Annotated in this window: 15 protein-coding genes and 2 pseudogenes; 5 read left to right on the plus strand and 12 right to left on the minus strand. The window is 46.2% G+C overall.

Annotation, left to right across the window (positions count from 1 at the left end; translation table 11 throughout):
* Positions 1-237: 237 nt before the first annotated feature.
* Genes QUB70_RS22535 through QUB70_RS22545 form a run of 3 tightly spaced genes read right to left on the minus strand, consistent with a single transcriptional unit; the run spans position 238 to position 5,135 of the window.
* Positions 238-477, minus strand: a complete 240-nt coding sequence (locus tag QUB70_RS22535; RefSeq protein ID WP_332983556.1) for a hypothetical protein — start codon at positions 475-477, stop codon at positions 238-240.
* Between the two features lie 19 nt (positions 478-496).
* Positions 497-4,957, minus strand: a complete 4,461-nt coding sequence (locus QUB70_RS22540) for an NACHT domain-containing protein (RefSeq protein WP_332983557.1) — start codon at positions 4,955-4,957, stop codon at positions 497-499.
* Entirely contained in the window at positions 4,947-5,135 is a 189-nt protein-coding gene (locus QUB70_RS22545) for a hypothetical protein (protein ID WP_332983559.1), read from the minus strand. Before QUB70_RS22545 ends, QUB70_RS22540 begins: the two co-directional genes overlap by 11 nt.
* Before the next feature lie 325 nt (positions 5,136-5,460).
* On the opposite strand from QUB70_RS22545, the gene QUB70_RS22550 reads away from it, so the two are divergent.
* A complete protein-coding gene (locus QUB70_RS22550; RefSeq protein WP_332983560.1) occupies positions 5,461-5,817 on the plus strand; it encodes a hypothetical protein in 357 nt (118 codons plus the stop codon).
* Positions 5,818-5,924: 107 nt separating this feature from the next.
* Here the strand turns inward: QUB70_RS22550 and QUB70_RS22555 are convergent, their stop codons facing one another.
* The 3 genes and pseudogenes from QUB70_RS22555 to QUB70_RS22565 all read right to left on the minus strand — a co-directional run bounded on the left by QUB70_RS22555 (position 5,925) and on the right by QUB70_RS22565 (position 9,145).
* Positions 5,925-6,884, minus strand: a complete 960-nt coding sequence (locus QUB70_RS22555) for a YegS/Rv2252/BmrU family lipid kinase (protein ID WP_332983561.1) — start codon at positions 6,882-6,884, stop codon at positions 5,925-5,927.
* A gap of 151 nt (positions 6,885-7,035) precedes the next feature.
* A pseudogene (locus QUB70_RS22560) lies at positions 7,036-7,515 on the minus strand (DUF3891 family protein).
* A gap of 37 nt (positions 7,516-7,552) precedes the next feature.
* Positions 7,553-9,145 carry a metallophosphoesterase family protein gene (locus QUB70_RS22565; RefSeq protein WP_332983587.1) on the minus strand — a complete coding sequence of 531 codons (1,593 nt, stop codon included), beginning with the start codon at positions 9,143-9,145 and terminating at the stop codon, positions 7,553-7,555.
* A gap of 461 nt (positions 9,146-9,606) precedes the next feature.
* Here QUB70_RS22565 and QUB70_RS22570 point away from each other — a divergent pair, with 461 nt between their 5' ends.
* The gene (locus tag QUB70_RS22570; RefSeq protein ID WP_332983562.1) at positions 9,607-10,992 is read left to right on the plus strand and encodes a hypothetical protein; all 1,386 of its coding nucleotides are present in this window, start codon (positions 9,607-9,609) and stop codon (positions 10,990-10,992) included.
* 357 nt (positions 10,993-11,349) lie between these two features.
* On the opposite strand, the gene QUB70_RS22575 is transcribed toward QUB70_RS22570, so the two are convergent.
* Positions 11,350-12,186 carry a hypothetical protein gene (locus QUB70_RS22575; protein ID WP_332983564.1) on the minus strand — a complete coding sequence of 279 codons (837 nt, stop codon included), beginning with the start codon at positions 12,184-12,186 and terminating at the stop codon, positions 11,350-11,352.
* A 452-nt stretch (positions 12,187-12,638) separates the two neighbouring features.
* Here QUB70_RS22575 and QUB70_RS22580 point away from each other — a divergent pair.
* Positions 12,639-12,807 (plus strand): annotated as a pseudogene (locus QUB70_RS22580) (IS701 family transposase); the annotation flags it as partial.
* 625 nt (positions 12,808-13,432) lie between these two features.
* Here the strand turns inward: QUB70_RS22580 and QUB70_RS22585 are convergent.
* Complete coding sequence (locus QUB70_RS22585; RefSeq protein WP_332983565.1) at positions 13,433-13,831, minus strand: DUF4342 domain-containing protein; 399 nt, start codon at positions 13,829-13,831, stop codon at positions 13,433-13,435.
* Between the two features lie 593 nt (positions 13,832-14,424).
* Between QUB70_RS22585 and QUB70_RS22590 the strand changes: the two genes are divergently transcribed.
* Positions 14,425-14,787 carry a hypothetical protein gene (locus tag QUB70_RS22590; RefSeq protein WP_332983566.1) on the plus strand — a complete coding sequence of 121 codons (363 nt, stop codon included), beginning with the start codon at positions 14,425-14,427 and terminating at the stop codon, positions 14,785-14,787.
* Between the two features lie 471 nt (positions 14,788-15,258).
* Entirely contained in the window at positions 15,259-16,743 is a 1,485-nt protein-coding gene (locus QUB70_RS22595; RefSeq protein ID WP_332983567.1) for a sensor histidine kinase, read from the plus strand.
* 69 nt (positions 16,744-16,812) lie between these two features.
* Here the strand turns inward: QUB70_RS22595 and QUB70_RS22600 are convergent, their stop codons facing one another.
* The 4 genes from QUB70_RS22600 to QUB70_RS22615 form a co-directional block, all read right to left on the minus strand.
* A complete protein-coding gene (locus QUB70_RS22600; RefSeq protein ID WP_332983568.1) occupies positions 16,813-17,193 on the minus strand; it encodes a hypothetical protein in 381 nt (126 codons plus the stop codon).
* Between the two features lie 128 nt (positions 17,194-17,321).
* On the minus strand, positions 17,322-18,290 hold the full coding sequence (gene secF, locus QUB70_RS22605; RefSeq protein WP_332983569.1) for a protein translocase subunit SecF: 969 nt from the start codon (positions 18,288-18,290) through the stop codon (positions 17,322-17,324).
* 127 nt (positions 18,291-18,417) lie between these two features.
* Positions 18,418-19,815, minus strand: a complete 1,398-nt coding sequence (gene secD / locus QUB70_RS22610) for a protein translocase subunit SecD (protein ID WP_332983570.1) — start codon at positions 19,813-19,815, stop codon at positions 18,418-18,420.
* Between the two features lie 241 nt (positions 19,816-20,056).
* Entirely contained in the window at positions 20,057-21,040 is a 984-nt protein-coding gene (locus tag QUB70_RS22615; protein WP_332983572.1) for an alpha-ketoacid dehydrogenase subunit beta, read from the minus strand.
* Positions 21,041-21,455 lie beyond the last annotated feature (415 nt).

Consider the following 21,455-nt stretch of genomic DNA (forward strand, 5'->3'; position numbering starts at 1 on the left):
TTACTCTATCTTTTTTGAGGCGATTTGTCTAGGATTGCCGGGCTGTCTGGTTTTCAGGCAACCTGTCACCCCGTCAGAAGGTTTCCAGCAACGTCAATTCACTGGTCATAAGTTCAATTTCACCTGCTTGAAACTTCAGCCACAAGGGTAGAAGAAGCGAATAGTAATTCGGGTTGGCTTCAACGGTGTAAATAATGACTTGTGTATCCAAGTAAATTGTAGCAGAGGATGGTAGGTTTAGTTGTCCCATGAGTTTTTTTCTTCTTGAAGTTCCCGATCGATTTCTTCAACTGTTCTGGAGACATGACGGCTGCGGATTTCTGTAAGCAATTCCAACACCTTACGCCGCCCGCCTTGAGGCTTTTCTGGTATAATCACAAACACTTCTACTTCTTCACCCACAGATCCAGGCGGCACTTGAATTTCAAGTTTATTTCCTGCAAGAACTTTCGTGGTAATCCGTATTGCTGACTGCATACTTCCTCCTTTGCGATGATTAATTTTCAACAGCCCCTAAAGCTTTGAGCGTTGCTTTTTCAACTTCGGTTAAACCCGTAACTCCTGCAATATTCATGTTTTCATAAGGCCTGTCACTTTTGAGTATTTTGAGGCACTCACCGGTCTCAATTTCCCAAATCATAATTATACCATCGCGACTGCAAGTAGCAATCAATTTACCATCATAATTGAAGGCAAATGAGTTAATTCTACTGGTATGACATTGGAAAAACTTTAGACATTCACCTGTACGAATATTCCATAATCTTACCGTTTTATCGACACTTCCACTAGCAACTAACTCACCCGAATAACTAAAGGCAACTGAACGTATCCAATCAGTATGCCCGTGAAAAACATTGAGGCATTCACCGCTGTTGATATCCCATAGTCTTACTGTTTGATCCACACTTCCACTGGCAAGCATTTCACCGTTTTGGCTAAAGGCGATCGCGCGTGCCCAACCGGTATGCCCCTGCAAGATTTGGAGGCATTCACCAGTATGGATATCCCACAGCCTCACCGTTCCGTCATAACCTGTACTGGCAAATATCTCGCCCAAAGGACTGAAGGCAACCGAGTATAATGAACTGTTATGTCCTTGCGAGGTTTTGAGGCATTCACCACTGCGGATATCCCACAGCCTCACCGTTTGGTCATAACTACCACTGGCAAGTATTTCACCCGAAGGACTAAAGGCGATTGAGCGTACTTCCTTTCCACACTCTGGCAAAGTATGGAGGCATTCACCACTGCTAACATCCCACAGCCTCAGCGTTTGGTCATAACTTCCGCTAGCAAGTATTTCACCGTTTGGATGGAAGGCAACTAAATGTACCCGATCGAGATGACCCTGCAAGATTTGGAGGCATTCACCAGTCTTGACATCCCACAGCTTGACTGTTTTTTCGTCATCGCCGCTGGCAAGCATTTGACCGTTTGGACTAAAGGCTACTGACCTTACTTGAGTGCTATGCCCTTGCAACGTATTCAAGCATTCACCGCTGTTAATAGCCCACAGCCTCAGCGTTTGATCGTAACTACCGCTAACAAGTATTTCACCAGCAGGATGGAAAGCCACTGACCCTACTTGATTACAATGCCCTTGCAAAGTATTCAAGCATTCGCCAGTCTTGATATCCCACAGTTTCGCTGTTTGATCGTAACTTCCACTTGCGAGTATTTCGCCATTTGGACTGAAGGCTACTGACCGTACTTGACCCAAATGTCCTTCCAAAGTTTTGAGACATTCACCGCTATCAATATTCCACAGCCTCACTGTTTTGTCGCCGCTTCCACTAGCAAGTATTTCACCAGCAGCATTGAAAGCAACTGAAAACACGTTTTTAGTATGACCGTGCAAAATTTTCAGGCATTCACCAGTACCAATATTCCACACCCTCACTGTTTGGTCGCCACTTCCACTGGCAAGCATCTCACCAGCAGGATGGAAAGCCAATGAAAGCACAACTTTAGTATGACAATCCAAAATTTTGAAGCATTCACCAGTGTAGATATTCCATAACCTTATCGTGCGATCGAAACTCCCACTAGCGAGTATATTTCCATCAGGATTGAAGGTGACTGACATGACTGATTCGCTATGTCCCTGCAAAACTTTTAAACATTCACCACTGCTAGCATCCCACAGCCTAATTGTTTTGTCATAACTGCCGCTAGCAAGTATCTTACCATCAGGACTGAAGGCGACAGACTCCACGATGTTGGTATGTCCTTTACAGGTCAATATTTCTCTGCAACTGCTAGCTTCCCACAAGCGAACTACGCCATCACTATCACCTGTAGCTAACAGTTTGCCATCAGGACTAAATATTACTGACCGAACACTGCCGAAGATTTTAGTAAAAGCAGAATTAGCCAAATTCGCTTCAGCAAAATTGACGTGGCGCAGCGTCGCATTTGTAAAATCAGCACCTAAAATAACGGCACTAGAGAGGTCTTTACCTTCTAAAGCAGTCTTGTCATTTTTTAACAACAACGTCGCCGCATTTCCTCCCACATAACCCACCTCGCTTTCAGTTTTGCCTCGCGTTGCTTCCAGAATTTCCATAAGCGGCAAAACCCCGGTTTCAGAAAGCATCGGCAACAACAAATCCATTACAGCCTTCGTCAGCGGCGCGTGTCCGAAACTCTGACGGAGTTGTCCTAAATCTTCCGCAGCAAATCCTTTCAAAGGCGCAATAAGCTCACCATTATTTCTCTTCTGGGCTTGCAGCCGACAATAATTAGACCAAGTGTATTCTTGAGGCGCTGCATTAGGATCTAAACAAGACTGTTCGGGCGCAACTAATTCGGTAAAATCTGCCGCCAAAACTCCCAATTCCGCTGCAAATTTGTAAGCGACAAAAAACTCTAATAACGAACGGTGGGCCGGAGTATAATCGCCATCTGCATTGCGGATTAGCATTGTCTGACCCATCATGTCATAGTGCCAGTGGTCTAAGTCTTTTTCCTCTTGCACGACGGAACCAAACAGGTTGCGAATGCGATCGGGAAAACCGCGATAATTGATACTCATTTGGTCGGTAGACAGCATTTCCCAAGACAGTTCGCACAAAAAGTAAAGTTTATCTGCTAACGAAGTAAAAGTCCGTTCAGCTTTAATATCTCTCTCTATCTTCCGCCGCACCGCATACAGATAGATCCGCGACATATCCACTGGTTTTCCAGCTTCAATATCCGGCAATGCTTCCAAAATTAACTCGGTCATCACCGGGCGACGCGCTAAATCCAATAACTGCGGGTTTCCCATCACTTTTTCCACAGTCGCCGCTTCTGTTTGAAATGACAGCGCTTGCCCAATTTGCTCGTCGTTAAATTTCTCTAATTCTAAGACTTCAAATTGGGGAGTTTCACCTGTTAAAATGGTTGTTGATGCTTGCAGTTCGGCATTGAATAATGCCCGTCCTTCCTTGCCTTCAGGAAAGTGTTCGGTACGGCAAGTGAGGATGACTTTTGCGCCGGGAACGACGGTTTTTGCTAGTTCCCAGAAGTTGTTGATGGTTTCTTGCCGATCGCACTTAGCGGCCATTTCATCAAAACCATCGAAAATCAACAGGAATTTGCCCATGCGATTGAGTTGTTCAAAGGCAGAATAACCCGCCAGAGGTATCTCGTGTTTCCGAAAGAAAAACTCGGAAAATAGCGACTCGACACTAACGGCTTTGGCGTAATCCCGCAGCGGAATTACTAACGGCAAACGCGGACGTTCTAAGCCGCGTTTTTGAGCATCTCGGTAGCGTTGCAACGCCATCCAAGCATAGTGCATTGCAAACCAAGTTTTCCCCGTCCCAAATTCTCCTAAAACTGAAATATGTTCTTTAACTGGGTCATCCAACCACAGGTCAATATAACCTTCGATCCAGCCATCTCGATCGCCATAATGACTCACGCCTATCTTGCGGTGAGTATCGGGGTCAATTTCTTCTTTCGTACAAGCTAGCGGCACATATTTGGTATCAATTTCTCGGCTGGTAATTTCTGTTTCTAGCCAATCCAGATAAGCGGTAAAATCGGCATCTTGGTCGAGTAATTCATCAAAAGTATAGCAAGCTAGATCGCGATTTTCTGGTTTATCTACTTCATCCCGCGCCGCGCGACTGATGCGGCGGGCGGTGACTAACCATCCTTCATCGGTGCGCTGTTTTTCCACCGACTCGCGCAAAGCTGAGATATCTCTGAGTCCCGCTTCTCCGGCAATTCCGCGCACTAAAATGCGATCGTACCGATTGCGTCTGACGGGAACATTGATAATCCATTCAAAATAGTTATCTTCCCAAATTTCATATTTCTCAAACCGATAACTTAAAGTTTCAAACCAACCTCGAACTTGTTGCGATAAAATAAAAACTTTAGACTTTTGGATATTGCTTGATTCGGCTGCGGGAAGTGCGGGATAATCTTCAGCTTCCAGTCGTGCAAATTCGGTGCGAATTCCTTCGAGAGTGGGGAGGCGTTCGATGCGATCCATTACCATAGATAGGCGTTTTTGCAAAGAGGCGAGTGCATTTCCCACCATCACATCTCCCAGCGTCCGCGTCCGCTTTGCGACTTCCATAAACACGGCCGCAAATGCCATGAATTCCCGTTGGGGGTCAATGCCTAAATCTCGCATTTCTTTGCCTAAAGCACTCTCATTCAGATATTCATCGCCAGCTTTAATTAAAATCGCTGGGCTATCGGACTCGAAGGCTTTGCGAAATGCTGATTCAATCTCTTTTTGGCGAAACAGTTCTAAAATCTGCTTGGGTTTGCCAGCGCCGTACTCTACTAAAGTATAAACATAAACTCCGCTAAAATCTGCCGGCGGAGCATCGGGGTCGAGGTTAAATCTTTTTAATAATTTGATGACAGTTTCGTTGCGCTGAAACTTGTCTTTGATGGTGCCGAAGGGAATTGCCGTCAGGAGGCTGATAACTAAGTCGAGACTAATTAGCATGATTTAGGCTTTCCTGTTTTTCCGTGAAAGTAATGCTCAAATCTAGAATCGGTAGGCTGTGTCCCTGAAATGCGCTGCGGGCGATCGCAAACTGCTCTATTTTTATGTTAACAGGATTTACGCGCTCCGACCAAAGAAACCGGGTTTTTACCGAATCTGCTGGTAAGCTGTGCGGCATTTAAAGGAGGATAGTAGGGTGCGTCAGTACATAAGCGTTTCCCATGTATGTCAATGTTCGCTTCTGACGCACCTTACCTGGATCGTTAATGGTTTAAATGCGTAACAGCTTAGGAGCGAAGTATTTTCGTAAAAAACCCGGTTTCTGACCCACAGTTGGTAAGTTATATCCAGTTAATTAACTTAGCATATTTTAGAAGAATTGCCAACTATAAAACATCGAAAAAACCGACATATGTTGTAGTATAAATAGCTCTGAAATTAGTGGTCATATCGTAGTTCTAAAAGTTAAAATAGAGATAACTAACAAATAAATCTTGCTATCTATGAAAATACAATCTTCTGTCTTAGTCCACCTGGGATTTGGCAAATATGTACGCTCCGATCGAGTAACAGCAGTAATCCCCATCGAAGCAGAACGCGGCCCCGGACGGCGCACTTTCGTGCACGTAGACGGCGAAGCAGACCCGATCGTTGCTTCCCGCGCTGAAGATACGATCGTCCGCGATTTGGTGCAAGAACCGCGCGAAATTACTCAAGCTCGCCAACAACAAGAAATCCTCCAAGATTTACTGGCCGATTTGAGCAATGTTAACGTCACCGTGCGCCGCATCAGCCGCGATGAAGGTGGACTCGATCTCGAACTTTTGGAGCGCCGCATTCGCCAAATCTTAGAAGCCTAAAAACAAAAGACCGCCCCTGCGGTCTCCCTCCAGTCCCCCTCTGCTGGGACTTTGTTGGTGTAGATGCGGTTTCTAACCGCCGAAATTGATTTTTCTACAAGCTAATTCTACTTCAATGTAACTTCGAGGTCCGCTAAACCGGTGAGTTTTTCTATGAGTGGCTCTTCTTCAACTCGCGGTACAAAAATAGTTAAACCTCCCGGAATGCACTCAATAGAAACCGGAGTCATGCCGAAGATTTCCCCGTCTACAACCACTTTTTGAGCAGGATCGGCACTAATTGTTACTTTTTTGGCGCGCAAATAACCGATGTCGTCGCGATCCGTAGGATTGCCGCTCAAAGCTGTTTGCAATAGGTGATAAGAAGCTGCGATCGCCCCAGCTTTATTCTGAGGCGCAACCAGCGTCACATCCAGCAAGCCGTCGTCAAAAATAATCCCCGCCGGGCCTTGAGCTAAAATGGAAGTAGGCGGCGCTGCATTCGCTACCGTCACCGCCACAGCAGTAACGCTGATAATTTTATCTTCTGTTTCGATTTCCGCTTCAAATCTTTCTAAATTGTTTAACTGTTTAATTCCTGACAGAATGTAAGCCAGCATTCCCCAGCGATTCTTCATTTCGCGATCGGCAAGTTCGACAGTTTCCGCCTCAAAACCCACTCCAGATAACAAAACCATCGGCATTTTACCGTTGCAAAGTGCGGCATCCACCACCCGCGTCAACCCTCCCAAAATAGTTGCGCAGGCTGCTTCAATTGTATTTGGAAGGTTTAAAGCATTAGCAAAAGCATTAGCAGTTCCCCGCGAAATAATTCCTAAAGGAATATTTGTGCTGACAATCGCCCCAGCAACTGCGGATAATGTGCCGTCACCCCCGGAAGCAATAATTTCCTCAACTCCCCTAGCAACTGCTTCGCGGGCGATTTGATCTGCGTCTACTTCTCGGGTTGTCAGCCGAATGTCTAAGTCAATAAAAGGCTCTAAAAGTTCCTGAATTTTAGCTAAGTCTTGGTCGGGGTTGCTGTTGCCGGCGACGGGATTAAAAATGAGGCAGGCTGAACGTTTCATGGTTGCTAATGGGTAATTGGTAATATTATGTCTGGTCGAGCAACAACAATCAAATTGGTTTGTAGTGAGGACTTTAGTCTTCAGAACTTTATGAGGACTAAAGTCCTCACTACAAACCTAAAATGCTGCACTATTTCTGCTAGAGGTTTAATTAAGACTTGACAAAAGTCCACTCTAAGACTTCGTGCAGAGCTTTGTGCCGCGCTTCCTTGATTTCCTTGTTGCTGTCGAACTTGACTCGATCTAAGTGGCACGCTTCGACGTTCACAGTAAACTTATCGTCTTCAAATGGCCAAGGAGTTACAGTCACGAGTTCGTTGTTGTTCTGTACAATATCGTAGCGCTTGCCGTCGGGGCCGACACTAATTTCTAAAGCTCGTTCTCCGGCCGGCAACTCGCGGCTGCAAAGAATTAATGATAGCCGATCGCACCACTGGAAAAAAGCATAAGCTGATTCTGCCTCTTGTTGAGAAATCTTCAACTCCTCGCGCCACTTTTTTTGATTTTCGAGTTGTTCGTCCAAAAATTCGTCGAGTTCCTTCTACTCTCCCCGCTTTTCTTCATTGAGATAGCTCACGTGCATAGAAATCAGCATTGCTACCCACCGACCGCGATACCGGTCAACGTCCACCTTTTTAAGGCGATCGAGACTTGCAGAAAAACGAAAGTTAAATCACAAAAGGTTCGATCGAGATATCCTGCCATTTCCCCTCAAATCGTTCGACAACCAAAGGTCTGATGCGGAACTTGGGCGGACACCCGCCCAAAACATCAATCCGCAAACACGAATAAGGACGGCGTTTGTGGGAACCTTGACCGCTGCGGCCGACAAATAGCAAAGATTCCGCTATCCCTCGATCGCCTTTTTGCGATCGCCCGCCCTCCCGCGCCGAACGATAAGCTTCTGGACTCGATGCTTCCTGCAAAACCGACCCTTCCGGGCGCTGGCGGCGGAGACTGTGGCCGCTTCCCCCGCAGACAATCCAATTAATCCCAGAGTCGCCGTGTCCGGTATCCCCAGTCCGCAGGTATTCCAAACAGTGGGCGTGCCCCGTCAGCACCAAATCTACTAGCGGACGACCCCGCGCCGCCTCCCCAACTGCATCCGCCACCCCGTCGAGTACCTCGCGCAACCGCAACCGAACCGCCAGAGTTTGGGCTTGATTCCACTTTGTCGCCTCGGTCACGTAGGGGGGATGGTGCAGGTAAATTACCCGCCCCCGCACCTCTGAATCGCGCCAAGAGTCAATCAGCCGCCTTTTGAGCCATTCGAGCTGTTCAACGTCCGTAGCTGTTTTGTCGGGCGACAGTTGTTTGTCAATATCGATCAGGATTTCGTCAACTTGCTCTAATTTGGCGGCCAAGTCGTCTAGCTGTTCGGCTTCCTCGGGAATTTGGGGGTTCAGCCGATCGCACATTTCGAGCAATGCCAATTTTTCTTGTTCCAACTTCTGGCGATCGAGTTCCAAATTCTGGCGGCGAATGTCGCCCTGTTTGGTTTTCGGGATCGGTAACGGTTCGTTGAAGGTGTTGGAGTCGAGGGCGAAAAAGTCTATACCGCCGCTGCGGAACGTGTAATAGCGGTTGGGTAAGCGGGTAAAGCGTCCGGGTTGGTAGCGGATGCAGCGGCCTGTGCTGGTGCTGGCGGTGTAGCGGGCGTCTAGGTGGCGATCGAGTTCTCCCGGTAATTTGTGAGCTTTGAGGTAGTCGAGAAACGCTTTAGCGTAGGTATTTCCGCGATCGGAACCGTGCCAGCCGACATCGAGATCCAACTTGGAACCCAACAGCCGGCGCAGCGGCAAAGCTGTCGCCGACAGAATGCCGTAGACTATGGGCAAGTCGTAATAGTCGTGGTTTCCCGGTACTGGCAAAAACGGAAAGTTAAACACCATGCGATCGTAGGCAATCCGAGAGGGTTGCTCGCCGCCGACTATAAATTCTCGGTAGGGGTTAATAAAGTTTTGCAAGTAATATTCGCTGGAACCGACGAGATAAACTACATCGCCGGTGTGGAGGAGGAAACGGCAACTTTCGCGCTCCGAGAGCATCAGTTCGGCCACTTGCCGCTGGGGATTGTGGCCGCGGTGGTTGCCCGTGCCGCTGTCGCCTGCGACTAAAAACGAAAACTCAGGATTGTCTGCAACTCCATCGTCCAAAATAATTTTAGTTTGGTCGATCGCCCGAGCGACGATCGACTGTTCTTGCCACCGCACCCGCTCGTTCATTTTGCGGATTTTGACTGTTATTCGCGGGTCGGACACGAATTTCAATTCACCTCTTCTCCCAAATTGCTGAGTTCCTAGTTAATCATAGTGTAGCGATCGGGCGAGTTTTTGCATCTCTCTAAAAGCTGAAAATTCATCGTTCCGCGCCCGGGAAATCCGGTTTCTGCTGGCCAGATATTCGATCGACCCCAAATCGATCCTAGAAACCGGATTTTTTTGAGATTTACCCAGCTTGCGGTTCTTAACTAACGGGTCAAATCTACTGTTACGAATGATACAGATCGCCCTAGTTCCGGGAATCGCCGCAAATTTTTAATTTTTAATTTTCCCCTCTCGGTCTCTCCCTCTCTCCCTCTCTTCCCCTCTGCCTTTTACCCCTCGATCGGACTGTTGACATTTGCAAGTTTTGAGGAGAGAGCGATGGCACGATCGCAGCGCGTTTTGATACCATTCAATAAGCGCGCAAGACAATCAGGGAATGCACGGGAGGTGCGTAAATGGAGCTTTTCGGAGAACAAAAACGGTGTTTGGATTGTTTGGTAAGCTCGATCGAGCAATTGGGAGGTCGAGTAGACATTCCGAAGCTGGAGCAGATAGCCGAGCTAATTATTCAAACTATGAGGGGGCCTTGGCGCTACTTTCACACGTCGGAACACATTTTTGAGGTCGGGGGGTCAGTCGATCCGATCGAGGTGCTGGCTGCGCTGTTTCACGACCTTGTATACGTGCAAGTCGATCAGGGCGTTAGTTTCAATATTAGCAGCGCCCTTTGTCCTTTTGTCAAAGAGGTGCGAGCGCAGTTAGTTATTAGAGATGAAACCGAACTACCTAACGATGCCATGTATCAGCTCGTGGCCTCAGTATTTGGGTTTGCACCCGGTAAGATTCTCTCTCCGTTTGCCGGCCAAAACGAATTTTTGAGCGCCGTTATTGCTGGCAAATCTCTGGAGCCTTTTTTGCCAGCTAGTACGATCGCCGAAATCGCCGCTTGCATCGAAGCTACTATTCCTTTTCGTCCAGTTTCGCCCAGCGGTTTGAGCGCGATCGAACTTTTGCACCAGCGGTTGGTAAGTATAAATCGCGATTTTAATTTCGGATGGACTGATGCCGAAACCGCAGAAATTGTCAAGCGTTCTGTCAGGTTAGCAAATCGGGATGTAGAGAATTTTGCCTCTCCAAATTCCTCTAATTTCTTAGACAATACCTGGAACTTGATGCCGGAAACCAACCACGAATTGAGCAATGTCAATTCCTATACTGTTGCCGGATATCGCAGGTCTTTACAAAAGATGGAAGGATTTTTGAACTTCCTCAAACCCGAACTGGTTTTCCAGCACTTTATGCAAGAGCCGGACGATGAAACCTACGCTAACCTGATTGCCCAAACTCGAAAAAATATTGCAGTTGCTAAACTTTATCTGGGTATCAAGCTAATTACCATCGCCATTTTAGAAGCCCTTTCCTACCGTTTGGGGCGCGATATTCCGCTTTCAACTATGATGGGAGAATTGCGCGCACCTGGATTCAAAACATCGGTGTTGGAGGATTACTTGCCCAACAGACAGATCGCCTACGCCTTAGAAAGTCAGTTGCAAAAAGAGGTTTTAAATTTGTTAGCAATAGGACGCAATCAAGAATCTCCCTATGATATTAAAAACTCTCCCGTAGCTACGTTTATTATCAAATCTATCGGCTTTGCTGAAACTGAAAACTTTTTGAAGAAAGCTCAAGATTTTTTTGCCGGTCATATTTCGTCGGAAGAGTTTCTGTCTTACTGCGCTCCCGATGTAATCGAGACCATTTCCTCCGGGGTTATGAAACTCTTTGACAGCAGGAAGATGGCTTTAGGGAAAGTTAATTTAGCTCACCAAACTGTTTCTTAGGATATGTTTGCACGATCGATCGGTTCGCGATCGCAGAAACCCGGTTTCTTGAGTTCAGCCGCGATGTCCGGCTAGTCTGAGATATTGCACCATTCTCAATAATCCTTTCAGGGCGGGCAGGATGCCCACCCCACAAGAAAATCTACTCTTTGTGGAACAGGCCGGAAAGCCTGTTCTTGAAAATGGTGCAACATCTCAGTTTGAAGCCATTTTCGCCTCAGTTTTTGTCTAAGTCCCGCTAATCCTGGTTTGAGTGAAGAAAAATCCATTTAAACCATAAAAAAAAGTCCTCTTTAAAGGACTTTAGCTATGAATCTGGGGTTTGAACCCCAGGCGGACTAATTCGACATCCAACTTCTATTTCTGTGAACCAGTCGCACCCTCTGCGCCGGAGTTGCTATCAGGTACAGCCGTACCCGTAGGATTAGAATCGGTCTGGCTTTGCGTATTAGTTTCGCCGCTGGTACCTGCTCCAGAAGCGCCATCATTTGGAGTTGGAGATGGAGTAGCTGAACTCTCTGGTGCTGGAGTTGGCGGAGTGGTAGCTGGCTCGTTCTGCGAATTCGGAACCGCAGTATTGGTATTATTTGACGGCGAAGATGGAGACGGCGCTGCTTGCTGAGCGGGTGCATCTTGCTGCTGTGAATTTGGAATTGTAATATTGATATTGGGAGCCGGACTTTGTTGAGGAGTCGGAGTTGCGTTTTGAGCGGGACTTGGTTGAGTAGCAGGCGTAGCCTTTTGAACTGGAGATGGTTGAACCGGAACAGCCTTTTCAACGATCGTTTTTTCTCTCTCTATAATCCGAGTCGGAGCAGGTGTTGCTGAAGGCTGATTCGCTTTCGGTACAACAATCACAGGAGCAGCAGTAGGAGTAGGAGCCTCCTGGCCCCGATTAAAGTAATATACACTGCCCAGAACTAAGCCGGCCAAAGAAGCAAGAAGAATCCCTAACAGTAACCCGCGACCAGCATTCTCATTATCGCGGACTTCTTGGACTCCAAGTTGACGGTGGTTTTCCGCCATTTCACCCTTTACGTAACCTTGGTGATGAGCTGCTTCTTGAGAAGCCTTAGCAGTTGTACTCGGAACACTTGTAGTGGTTCGCGTTGTCCTTACCTGACCGTTAGTTGCATCTGTGTGAACTTCTTGATGAATTTCACGGCTAGAGCTATTTTCTTCGTTAGGTTTCATAATTATCTTCGTCACAACTATTCAAAAAATATTTGTCTGTAGCAGATGCTCTCGTTTGAAAACTTGAGCTAAGCTGTTGAGCATTTAAATCACTTATTTCAATTCATTTTCTAGATTCAGATTTAAGCGTTGGGTGTTTTGCTCATACCCACTTTAAATGCTTAACAGCTTTCTGCTTAGGTAGTTTAGAGAACTTTTGGTTTTCCCTTCATCTGTATAGAATCTAACTCGCCAACGCATTAACCAGGCTCTACCCTCAGAGTGATTGGTTGAGTCCCCTAAAGGAATAGGATTAGCCGGACTCAAACAAAGAATACGGGCTAAGGATCGCAAATTAAATAACTTACAATTTTAATTGTTATTGTGGGATGGGCGTCCCGCCCGTCCAAAAAGGGCGGGAGATCCCGCCCAACCCCTACTCCCCACAAATTTGTGTAAGTTATTTAATTCTCATTCCTTACTACAAATTACACTATTTTTTAAGAGCAGCGCCTCGGTCATTCAGTGAAATGAATCAACGTTGCCTGGAGGTAATGAATCAGCGCCACCAAACCAGGATTAGTCGAGGATTTAGCCTCATCATAGATGATTCATATCGCCCTTAAAAGTGGCAACTTTAGTGCCTGATACCAATTTTTTATGAGGCTGCATAGAATCCGATCCCCCCTAGCCCCCCTTAAGAAGCAGGGTGGATTAATTGTCATCCTAGAAATAGGTACGTAGTTGGGCTTTAGCCCTCTTGAGACGTATATAGAAAGAGGGCTAAAGCCCAACTACGTACCTTTATTAATATAACAGTTGCGTCCCAGACGCGAGCTTTGAGTGGTGCTTTCTGTCGTTTCAGATTTCTTCTCCCCACAATAAAACCACCCTGCCTAGCCCCCCTTCTTAAGGGGGGGGACAAGATTCCGTTCAAAGTCAACCCCTACTCCCCTTCTTAAGGGGGATGCGAGGGGGATCGAGATATGTGCAACTTCACATTAAATTGGTATGAGAGGGAAGACAATACATGGCGTGAAATCGGCAAAACAGAGAAGGAAGCAGTAACAGTTACCAACCATCTATTTATTATAAAGCCTGTTTGGGCTTGAAATTTGTTTAAGTCCGGTTAGATAACCACAATTAAGTTAGCAGCGATAAGGCAATTTTTTTATCGTCCATAAAAATAGGACATCCTACTCACTAATAACAAGCTTGATTAAGGGAAATTAACCGGACATCAGCTATTACTAACAACTCAGTTTTTTTACTGTGTTCTTTCGATGATGATGGTCATTTGAGCGACTAATGCACCGATCGCTCCTACTGCTGCAATGACTGGAAACAAGGCAGCACCGATGACTCCGCCGACTACTCCCACCGTCAGAGGAACTTCTACCAAGATCCGTCCCTCTTCATTTTTGATAATGATGCGGCGGATATTGCCTTCGTGAATCAGTTCTTTAACTTTAGCAACCAAATCGTTGCCGTTAATCTTCAACTCCTCGACGCTAACTTTTTCCTGAGTATAAGCAGGGGTTTCTGCATGAGTCGTTTCAAAATTAACCTGAGTAACTTTGTCGGCAGAAACTTTTTCAGATACAGGTATTGATTCGAGTTCTCTTGCCCCGACCGGTTCTTGTAGGCGATCTGTAGGTGTGTCCATTTTGTGTTCTCCTTTTAGGTAAAAGTATTTTTGTATAGAATTATATAGAAATATAACACGCCACTTTTTGTCGATAAATCATTCTTTTGGGTGATATTGCTGCTGCTGTCGTAATTTTATCAAGATATGATGATGAAAATTCCCTCACTCTCTCGCTTCTGGGCTTCTCCCGCCTGTCCCTCTCTCCTTGTGCCGCTTGGTTGACAGTCTGCTTCTGGGCTTCGCACCGGCCCACCTTTCAAAAACCTCAGATCCAGACAGCCAAACGATTAGACGGACATTCACACTCTCAGAGACTGAGACTCAACATATGTACAGGTTGAAATACTGACATTGTACTGAAAGTGCGATCGCCCCGCCGTTTATAGAGTTAGCACATTTAGTTCGGCAAACCGCACATGGAAACCGTCGCTTACTTTCCTCAAGTGTTATTTCAATTTAGTTCAGTGCGATGGCCACACCAAACCCGACCCCCCGAGGTTCCTCAAATCAACATCTTAGAGTTTCTAATGAGAATTGCCTAAAATAAAGGGGGAGGAGAAATAATAACGATCGAAATATTATCGCAATTAAACTAACTTCCTCAAATTGAAGTGGAGGTTGGGGAAAAATCGGGTAAAATACAATTATTTCCTTCTGCTTCCTCTTTATTTCCCGTGTCCGATTTGCCAGCGACAGAATTTGAATCAAGTTGGCAGCCCGACGGTACTTTACTGCCAACTTTTAAGGGAAATCAAGCGGATGTGTGGAGCGTGAGTTTTAGTTGCGATCGCACAACTTTAGCATCTGCCGGGAAAATTTCGTCGGTGAAGCTTTGGAGTCTCGATGCTGCTAAAGTGGAAGCTACCGAACTTGACAAATTGCTCGCAGTCGGCTGTCGCTGGCTCGGAGACTACCTGCAATACAATTCCCGGGTTGAGTGCGATCGGCATTTGTCCGACAAAACTGACAATTGACATTTCTTGGCAATTCCCCGAAACCAGTTTTGCCTGAATTCTCTCTTGGGGCGATCGCCTGCCGATTTGTCGCTATTCTTGTCTTATTGTAATATAATTTTACGCAAGGGGTAATACCAAATGTACTGTCACAGGTCGCAAATGTCTATCAATCGGAACCCGATTAATCTCAGGAAACATTAAAGGTAGTTATAACTGCTATATTCGGATTAGTAGAATCTTGGACAGATAAATTTTAGTAAATAGCCAGGTTTCAAAGGGGTGTATGCTGTTAAATTAATCTAACCTGCAATATCGTTTCGGGTGACACCAGCACGATTTTATGCAAAAAAAATCCTGCTGCATTAACTGGATTAGATCGAGCAGAGTAGAGTTGATTTCCCAGCTATAAAAAGAGTCAAAAATGCAGTCCAAATAGTACGCAATACTCCAGCAGCCAACCGTAACTGCCAATTACCAAAGGAGGGAGCAGTGCATGAAACTGACGGGTTGAGTCCCCTGAAATCGCGGCTTGGTTTGCGATCGACTCTACAGGAATTAACCCTGTACGACTTTTTCCTAGAATCTGAGTGTCAGGGGGACGAAGTTGCTACAATTTTTCAAGCAAACCCTTTAGTTCCCGGCATCATCATCACTCAGCAAGGAAAGTTTATAGGGATGATTTCGCGGCGGCGTTATTTTGAACACATGAGCCGCCCCTACAGCTTGGAGTTATTTTCTCAACAGCCTTTGTTCATACTCTACCGCTTTACTAAAACTGATATGTTGGTTCTCGATCGCCAAACTTCTATTATGACGGCAGTGCGGCAGTCTTTGGAGCGATCGCCCGAACTAATCCACGAACCCATTGTAGTACAAGTAGAACCGGAAACTTACAAACTTTTAGACGTGCACCAACTGCTACTTTCTCAGTTGCAAATTCACGAGTTAGCAACCGTGGCGATGCGGGAATCCCAAGCACAATTGAGGCATCAAGCCCAACAGCTCGAACTTGCCCTGCTGGAACTTCAGCGCACTCAAACTCAACTAATTCAAACAGAGAAAATGTCTTCTTTGGGGCAATTAGTAGCAGGAGTAGCTCACGAAATTAACAACCCGATCGGCTTTATATCCAGCAATTTATACCACGCTAAAGAGTACACGCAAGGTTTAATGCGGATGCTCGATATCTACCGGCAGCACTGTTCCGAACCCATCGCAGCAATTGAAGCCGAATCAGAAAAAATCGAACTCGATTATTTGCTGGAAGACTTGCCGAGAGTGTTAAATTCCATGCAGCAAGGTGCAGAAAGAGTGCGCGATATCGTTTTGTCGCTGCGAAATTTTTGCAGGTTAGACGAAGCTCAAATGAAGCAGGTCAACATTCACGACGGTATCAACAACACGATTATGCTTTTGCAAAGCCAGCTTAAAGGGAAACCCGGGCAGGAGGCGATCGAAATTCACCAAGAATACAGCGATTTGCCGCTGGTGCAGTGCTATCCAGGACAGCTCAATCAGGTATTTATGAATATTTTAGTTAATGCCATTTACGCTCTTATTGAGTGGAAAAAACACGAAAATATTGATGAAAAAAATCAGAAAAATTCGCAAATAGGCGAGCAAAAGCCTTGCAATGCAAACACTCAATCTTCAATGTCTAACTCTACCGACCTAATTCCTGCCATTCGGATTCGCACGGAGTTAATCGAGGGAAAAAAGGTAATAATTAGGATTTATGACAACGGCCCGGGGATGACCGAAGATGTTCGGAAGCGGTTATTCGATCCTTTCTTTACTACCAAGCCGGTCGGCCAAGGAACCGGTTTGGGATTGTCGATTAGCTATGAAATTGTTGTCAACCAACACGGCGGCGAATTGAAGTGTTTTTCGGAACTGGGAAAAGGAGCAGAATTTGCGATCGAAATTCCACTTCAACAGTCTTCTCCAGCACAAATTATGCCTCGCTTTGCCTGATTTTTTATCGATACTTCCAGTATTCTGCCGAATGCCTTCTAGATAGATGCCTTTGTTGGTAAATTCCGATCAAAATCGGCAAACCCACTTCCACAAAGGATGACTCGGCCCCCGCTGGCGAATGCGGCGCACTTGTTGTTCCAAACCCTGTTTTTCCCGCAGGGGCAATCCTCGCAATCTATTGCGACTTTGCCAAGTTAGCACTGCTAAAGTCATCCCCAAGCACAAACCCAAACCGAGAGTCGGCCAGCGGTGAAAAGATAAACCGTAGCGCACCGCAGCCCAAGTGAAGTTTTCTAACCACAAAGCGATTTCGTCGCGCAAACCCCAAATACTCAAAGAACCGACGCTAATCCACAGCAATATCACAGTTAACCAGCGACCGTAAACTGTTAGTTTGTGAAGCCTTTGGACTTCGATTTGCAAATTTTGATCGCTTTCATTAGTCATTAGTCATTAGTTATTAGTCATTAGTTATTAGTCATTAGTCATTAGAGTCAGTAGGCAGTAGTCAGTAGTTAACTGTCAACTGTCAACTGTCAACTGTCAACTGTCAACTGTCAACTGTCAACTGTCAACTAAACTTCGTCTGACGGGTTGATGGCTTCTACGGGGACGGGGATGGAGTTGCCCGTGCGACTGCGCCACCAAGCTAGCAGCGTGCTGGCAATGAAAATACTCGAATACGCACCAGCAATAAAACCGACAATCAATGCTAAAGCAAAGTATTTGAGAGTTTCGCCGCCAAACAAAAAGATTGAAAACAATGTCAGCAGCGTGGTAAACGTTGTGTTAATTGACCTTCCCAGGGTCTGCATGACCGCATCATCGACAATTTGATCGATCGACTGTCCCGGATTCAGCTTGATTACTTCTCGCACGCGATCGTAAATTACCACTGTATCGTTAACAGAAAAACCGATAATTGTCAAGAGAGCGACCACAAATAAGCTGTCAACTTCCACTCCTTGAACTAAACCCAAAAACGAGAAAACACCAAGAGTAACCAACACGTCGTGGAATAGAGCAACGAAAGCAAAAAAGGCATAATCTAACTGAAAGCGGAATGTTAGATAAACAGTAATGCCCGCAAAAGAAAGCAACAAAGCCAGCAAACCAGAAGTAAATAATTGTTTACCGAGGGTAGGCCCAACCGTATCAATTTGAATAGATTGGGGAGCAAAAGCGCCTATTTTATCGCTCAATGCTGTTTGCAACTTAGTGCGCTGTTCGACATCCAAAGTTTTTGTTCGCAGCGACAAACCGCGCTGTTCTTGGCCGATAACTTGAATGCTGCTGCCTGCCAAACCTTGGGCGTCCAGGACTTCGCGGACAGCAGCAAGATCGATCGGTTTACAATTTTCCGGTTTCGTGCAGTCGAGTTCAAATTGCAGCCGAGTGCCGCCGATAAAATCTAAACTTGGGCGCAGCGGTGCGCGGATGTCGGGACGAGTCCAAGAAATCGCCATCGACACTATACCTGCAAGGATTATAGCGGCGGAAATACTCCACCAGAGCGATCGCTGTTTGATAACACTGAATTTCATAATTTGAAGGAAGAGGAAAGTTCGGCAACGAAGCAGTGTAAAAGATGTAACGGATGAAAGAAGGAAGGAAAGAAGAAGTTAACAGTCAACAGCCAACTGTCAACTGTCAACTGTCAACTGTCAACTGTTAACTATTAGCAGTTTTAGACAAACCGGGACAAAACCACTGAGGTTTTCGCAGCGCCGGAAAGCCCAACACTACTAAAAGTAGAGTACGGCTGCAAGTGAGCGCAGTAAACATACTCACTCCCACCCCCAATGCCAGAGTTACAGCAAACCCTTTAACTAAACCAGCCCCCAACCAGAACAAAGCAGCACAAGCAATAACTGTGGTGACGTTGCCGTCTAAAATGCTGGAAAAAGCTCGGTAAAAACCCGATTCTACCGATCGGTAAAGCGATTTCCCCGCCCGCAACTCTTCCCGCGTGCGCTCAAAAATCAGCACATTAGCATCCACGGCCATCCCGATGCTGAGCACAAAACCCGCAATTCCCGGCAGCGTTAATGTCACTCCCAAAAGCACGAAAGCTGCCCAAGTTAACAGAGCATAAATTAACAGAGCAATATTGGCAATTACGCCGGGGAGTCGATAGTAGGCAATCATGAAGATCAAGACGAGAATTAAGCCGCCGATACCTGCGTTAATACTGCTTTGAATGCTGTCTCTACCCAAGCTAGCGCCGACGGTGCGGTTCTCAATAATTTCGACCGGCACCGGCAAAGCGCCGCCCCGTAATTGCACTGCCAAATCGTTGGCTTCTTGCGTTGCAAAGTTGCCTTGAATTACGGCACTCCCACCAGTAATTCCTGTTTGGGCAAATTCAACGCCGACGACTGGAGAACTGATCATTCTTTCGTCTAGGAAAATACCGATACTGCGTCCGGTGCCGGCTAAATTTTTAGTGAGTTGGGCAAATAGTTCGCCTCCTTTGGTATCGAAAACGAGAGCAACGTTCCAGTTGTTCCCAGAGGCCAAGGGTTGAGGTTGAGCGTCTTTGAGGTTTTCGCCACCGAGTCCGCTGCTTTTGAATAGTTTGGCGATCGCCTCATTGCTTCTTTTCAAAGCAGCCTGATTTTCTTTAATAGCCGCCTCATTGTTGCTAGTTTTCAATTCTGTTTGTTTGACCAGCAATTCCTGCTGCAACTGCCTTTCAATGGCTAATTGTGTTTCTGTTCCGGGCAGTTGTTCCAGAAATTCTAGCTTTGCCGTGCCACCCAAAACTCGTTCTGCTTGCTGTGGGTCATTTACTCCGGGCAACTGCACGAGAATTTGGTCTTCTCCTACAGTTTGGACTAATGCTTCGGAAACGCCCAAACCGTTAACCCGGTTTTCGACAATCCGCCGCACTGCTTCTAACATTCCCGGGTCAATTTTGGGAATTGTGGGGGTAGTTTTTATCTGAATTGTGAGTTGCGACCCTCCTTGCAAGTCTAATCCCAGCCGCGTCGGAATTGTTACTATTACAGTAATGGCGGCGATGATTAAAACAAAAATTAGGGCTAATATTGAACGTTGTTTTTGCATACTTAATTATTAGTCATTAGTCATCAGTCATCAGTCATTAGTCATTAGTCATTAGTCATTGGTCGGTAGTCATTAGTCAGTAGTCATTGGTCAGTAGTTAGGTGAAAGAAATAATCAATCTGTCCCTCAGTGTTTTAGCATCAATGTCCTGCTGACAGATATCGTTAGTCTTAGCGAACAACCAAACACTAATAACTAATGACTAATGACTGATGACTGATGACTGATGACCGATCACTATTTATACTCGCAAAGCTACCATTTTTTGGACTGCTTCGACAATTTGGTTGGGCTGGACAATTGTCAGTCTTTCCAAATTACCGTTGTATGGTGTGGGAATATCTTGTGAAGACAGGCGCAAAACCGGTGCGTCGAGTTCGTCAAAAAATCGATCGCTAATCGAAGCAATTAATTCGGCACCGATGCCTCCGGTTTTCATGCACTCCTCTACAATAATTACTTTGTGGGTTTTGCGAATTGAGTCGCCAATTGTCTCCATGTCAAGGGGTTTGAGAGAAATTAGGTCGATTACTTCTGGATCGTAACCTTCTTTTACCAGGGCGGGGACGGCTTGCAAGACGTGGTGCCGCATTCTGGAATATGTCAAGATGGTGACATCTTTGCCCGATCGCACAATTTCAGCTTTATCCAGCGGCACTAAATATTCTGTTTCTGGCAAATTTTCTTTGAGGTTGTAAAGAAGGACGTGCTCGAAAAACAGAACCGGGTTATCGTCGCGGATGGCTGATTTTAAGAGTCCTTTGGCGTTGTAGGGAGTCGAACAGGCGACTATTTTCAAACCCGGTACTGCTTGGAAATATGCTTCTAACCGCTGGGAGTGTTCGGCGCCGAGTTGTCGGCCCACGCCGCCTGGCCCGCGAATTACCATTGGCATTTTGAAGTTGCCGCCGGAGGTGTAGCGCAGCATTCCGGCGTTGTTGGAAATTTGGTTGAAGGCCAGCAGCAAAAAGCCCATGTTCATGCCTTCGATGATCGGGCGCAATCCCGTCATTGCTGCGCCCACTGCCATGCCTGTAAAGCTATTTTCGGCGATCGGGGTATCGAGCACTCTCAGTTCGCCGTATTTGTTGTAGAGGTCTTTGGTGACTTTGTAGGAACCGCCGTATTGGCCTACGTCTTCGCCAAGTACGAATACGGCGGAGTCGCGGGCCATTTCTTCGTCTAACGCCTCGCGGAGGGCGTTGAACAATAAGGTTTCCGTCATAGGAGTTGAAGCAATGATTGCAGGAGGGTCAGATTAGAATCTTAACCTTTCGGGGGTGTCGATGAGGATGCGATCGCAAATTTGACAGTTAAAACCTGAGTTTTGCCAATGTTTATCATAACATTTGTATTATTTGACATCCTCACCGCCCTATAAGTGGGATGATTCCTCACCAAGCGACACCATAAAGGAGCCTACTCTGAATGGGGTTGACGCTTCAATAAGCACTGCCTGCAACCAGGTCTTACACGCTCTCCACGTCCGTTTTAAGTCTCGGAATGCCCTCCCGCGACTAACTAAACTTATCAGCCATGAATTTTACTTTTGCCTCCAAGGATGGACTTATGTTTTACCTACCATTGCCTTTTCAGCTTTCTCTACGCCTGCTCTCACCGTAGCTGTTTCAACGTGTCTT

Origin of the sequence: Microcoleus sp. A003_D6 (assembly GCF_036702825.1) — a bacterium.
In the GTDB taxonomy this organism is placed as follows: domain Bacteria; phylum Cyanobacteriota; class Cyanobacteriia; order Cyanobacteriales; family Microcoleaceae; genus Microcoleus.

What these genes read in the sequence shown, in the direction of transcription:
- QUB70_RS22555 (WP_332983561.1), bottom strand. Translation starts at nt 6,884, where the DNA reads ATGAAACGTTCAGCCTGCCTCATTTTTAATCCCGTCGCCGGCAACAGC.
- secD (WP_332983570.1), bottom strand. Translation starts at nt 19,815, where the DNA reads ATGCAAAAACAACGTTCAATATTAGCCCTAATTTTTGTTTTAATCATC.
- QUB70_RS22570 (WP_332983562.1), top strand. Translation starts at nt 9,607, where the DNA reads ATGGAGCTTTTCGGAGAACAAAAACGGTGTTTGGATTGTTTGGTAAGC.
- QUB70_RS22585 (WP_332983565.1), bottom strand. Translation starts at nt 13,831, where the DNA reads ATGGACACACCTACAGATCGCCTACAAGAACCGGTCGGGGCAAGAGAA.
- QUB70_RS22545 (WP_332983559.1), bottom strand. Translation starts at nt 5,135, where the DNA reads ATGCCGCACAGCTTACCAGCAGATTCGGTAAAAACCCGGTTTCTTTGG.
- QUB70_RS22575 (WP_332983564.1), bottom strand. Translation starts at nt 12,186, where the DNA reads ATGAAACCTAACGAAGAAAATAGCTCTAGCCGTGAAATTCATCAAGAA.
- QUB70_RS22600 (WP_332983568.1), bottom strand. Translation starts at nt 17,193, where the DNA reads ATGACTAATGAAAGCGATCAAAATTTGCAAATCGAAGTCCAAAGGCTT.
- QUB70_RS22540 (WP_332983557.1), bottom strand. Translation starts at nt 4,957, where the DNA reads ATGCTAATTAGTCTCGACTTAGTTATCAGCCTCCTGACGGCAATTCCC.
- QUB70_RS22535 (WP_332983556.1), bottom strand. Translation starts at nt 477, where the DNA reads ATGCAGTCAGCAATACGGATTACCACGAAAGTTCTTGCAGGAAATAAA.
- secF (WP_332983569.1), bottom strand. Translation starts at nt 18,290, where the DNA reads ATGAAATTCAGTGTTATCAAACAGCGATCGCTCTGGTGGAGTATTTCC.
- QUB70_RS22550 (WP_332983560.1), top strand. Translation starts at nt 5,461, where the DNA reads ATGAAAATACAATCTTCTGTCTTAGTCCACCTGGGATTTGGCAAATAT.
- QUB70_RS22615 (WP_332983572.1), bottom strand. Translation starts at nt 21,040, where the DNA reads ATGACGGAAACCTTATTGTTCAACGCCCTCCGCGAGGCGTTAGACGAA.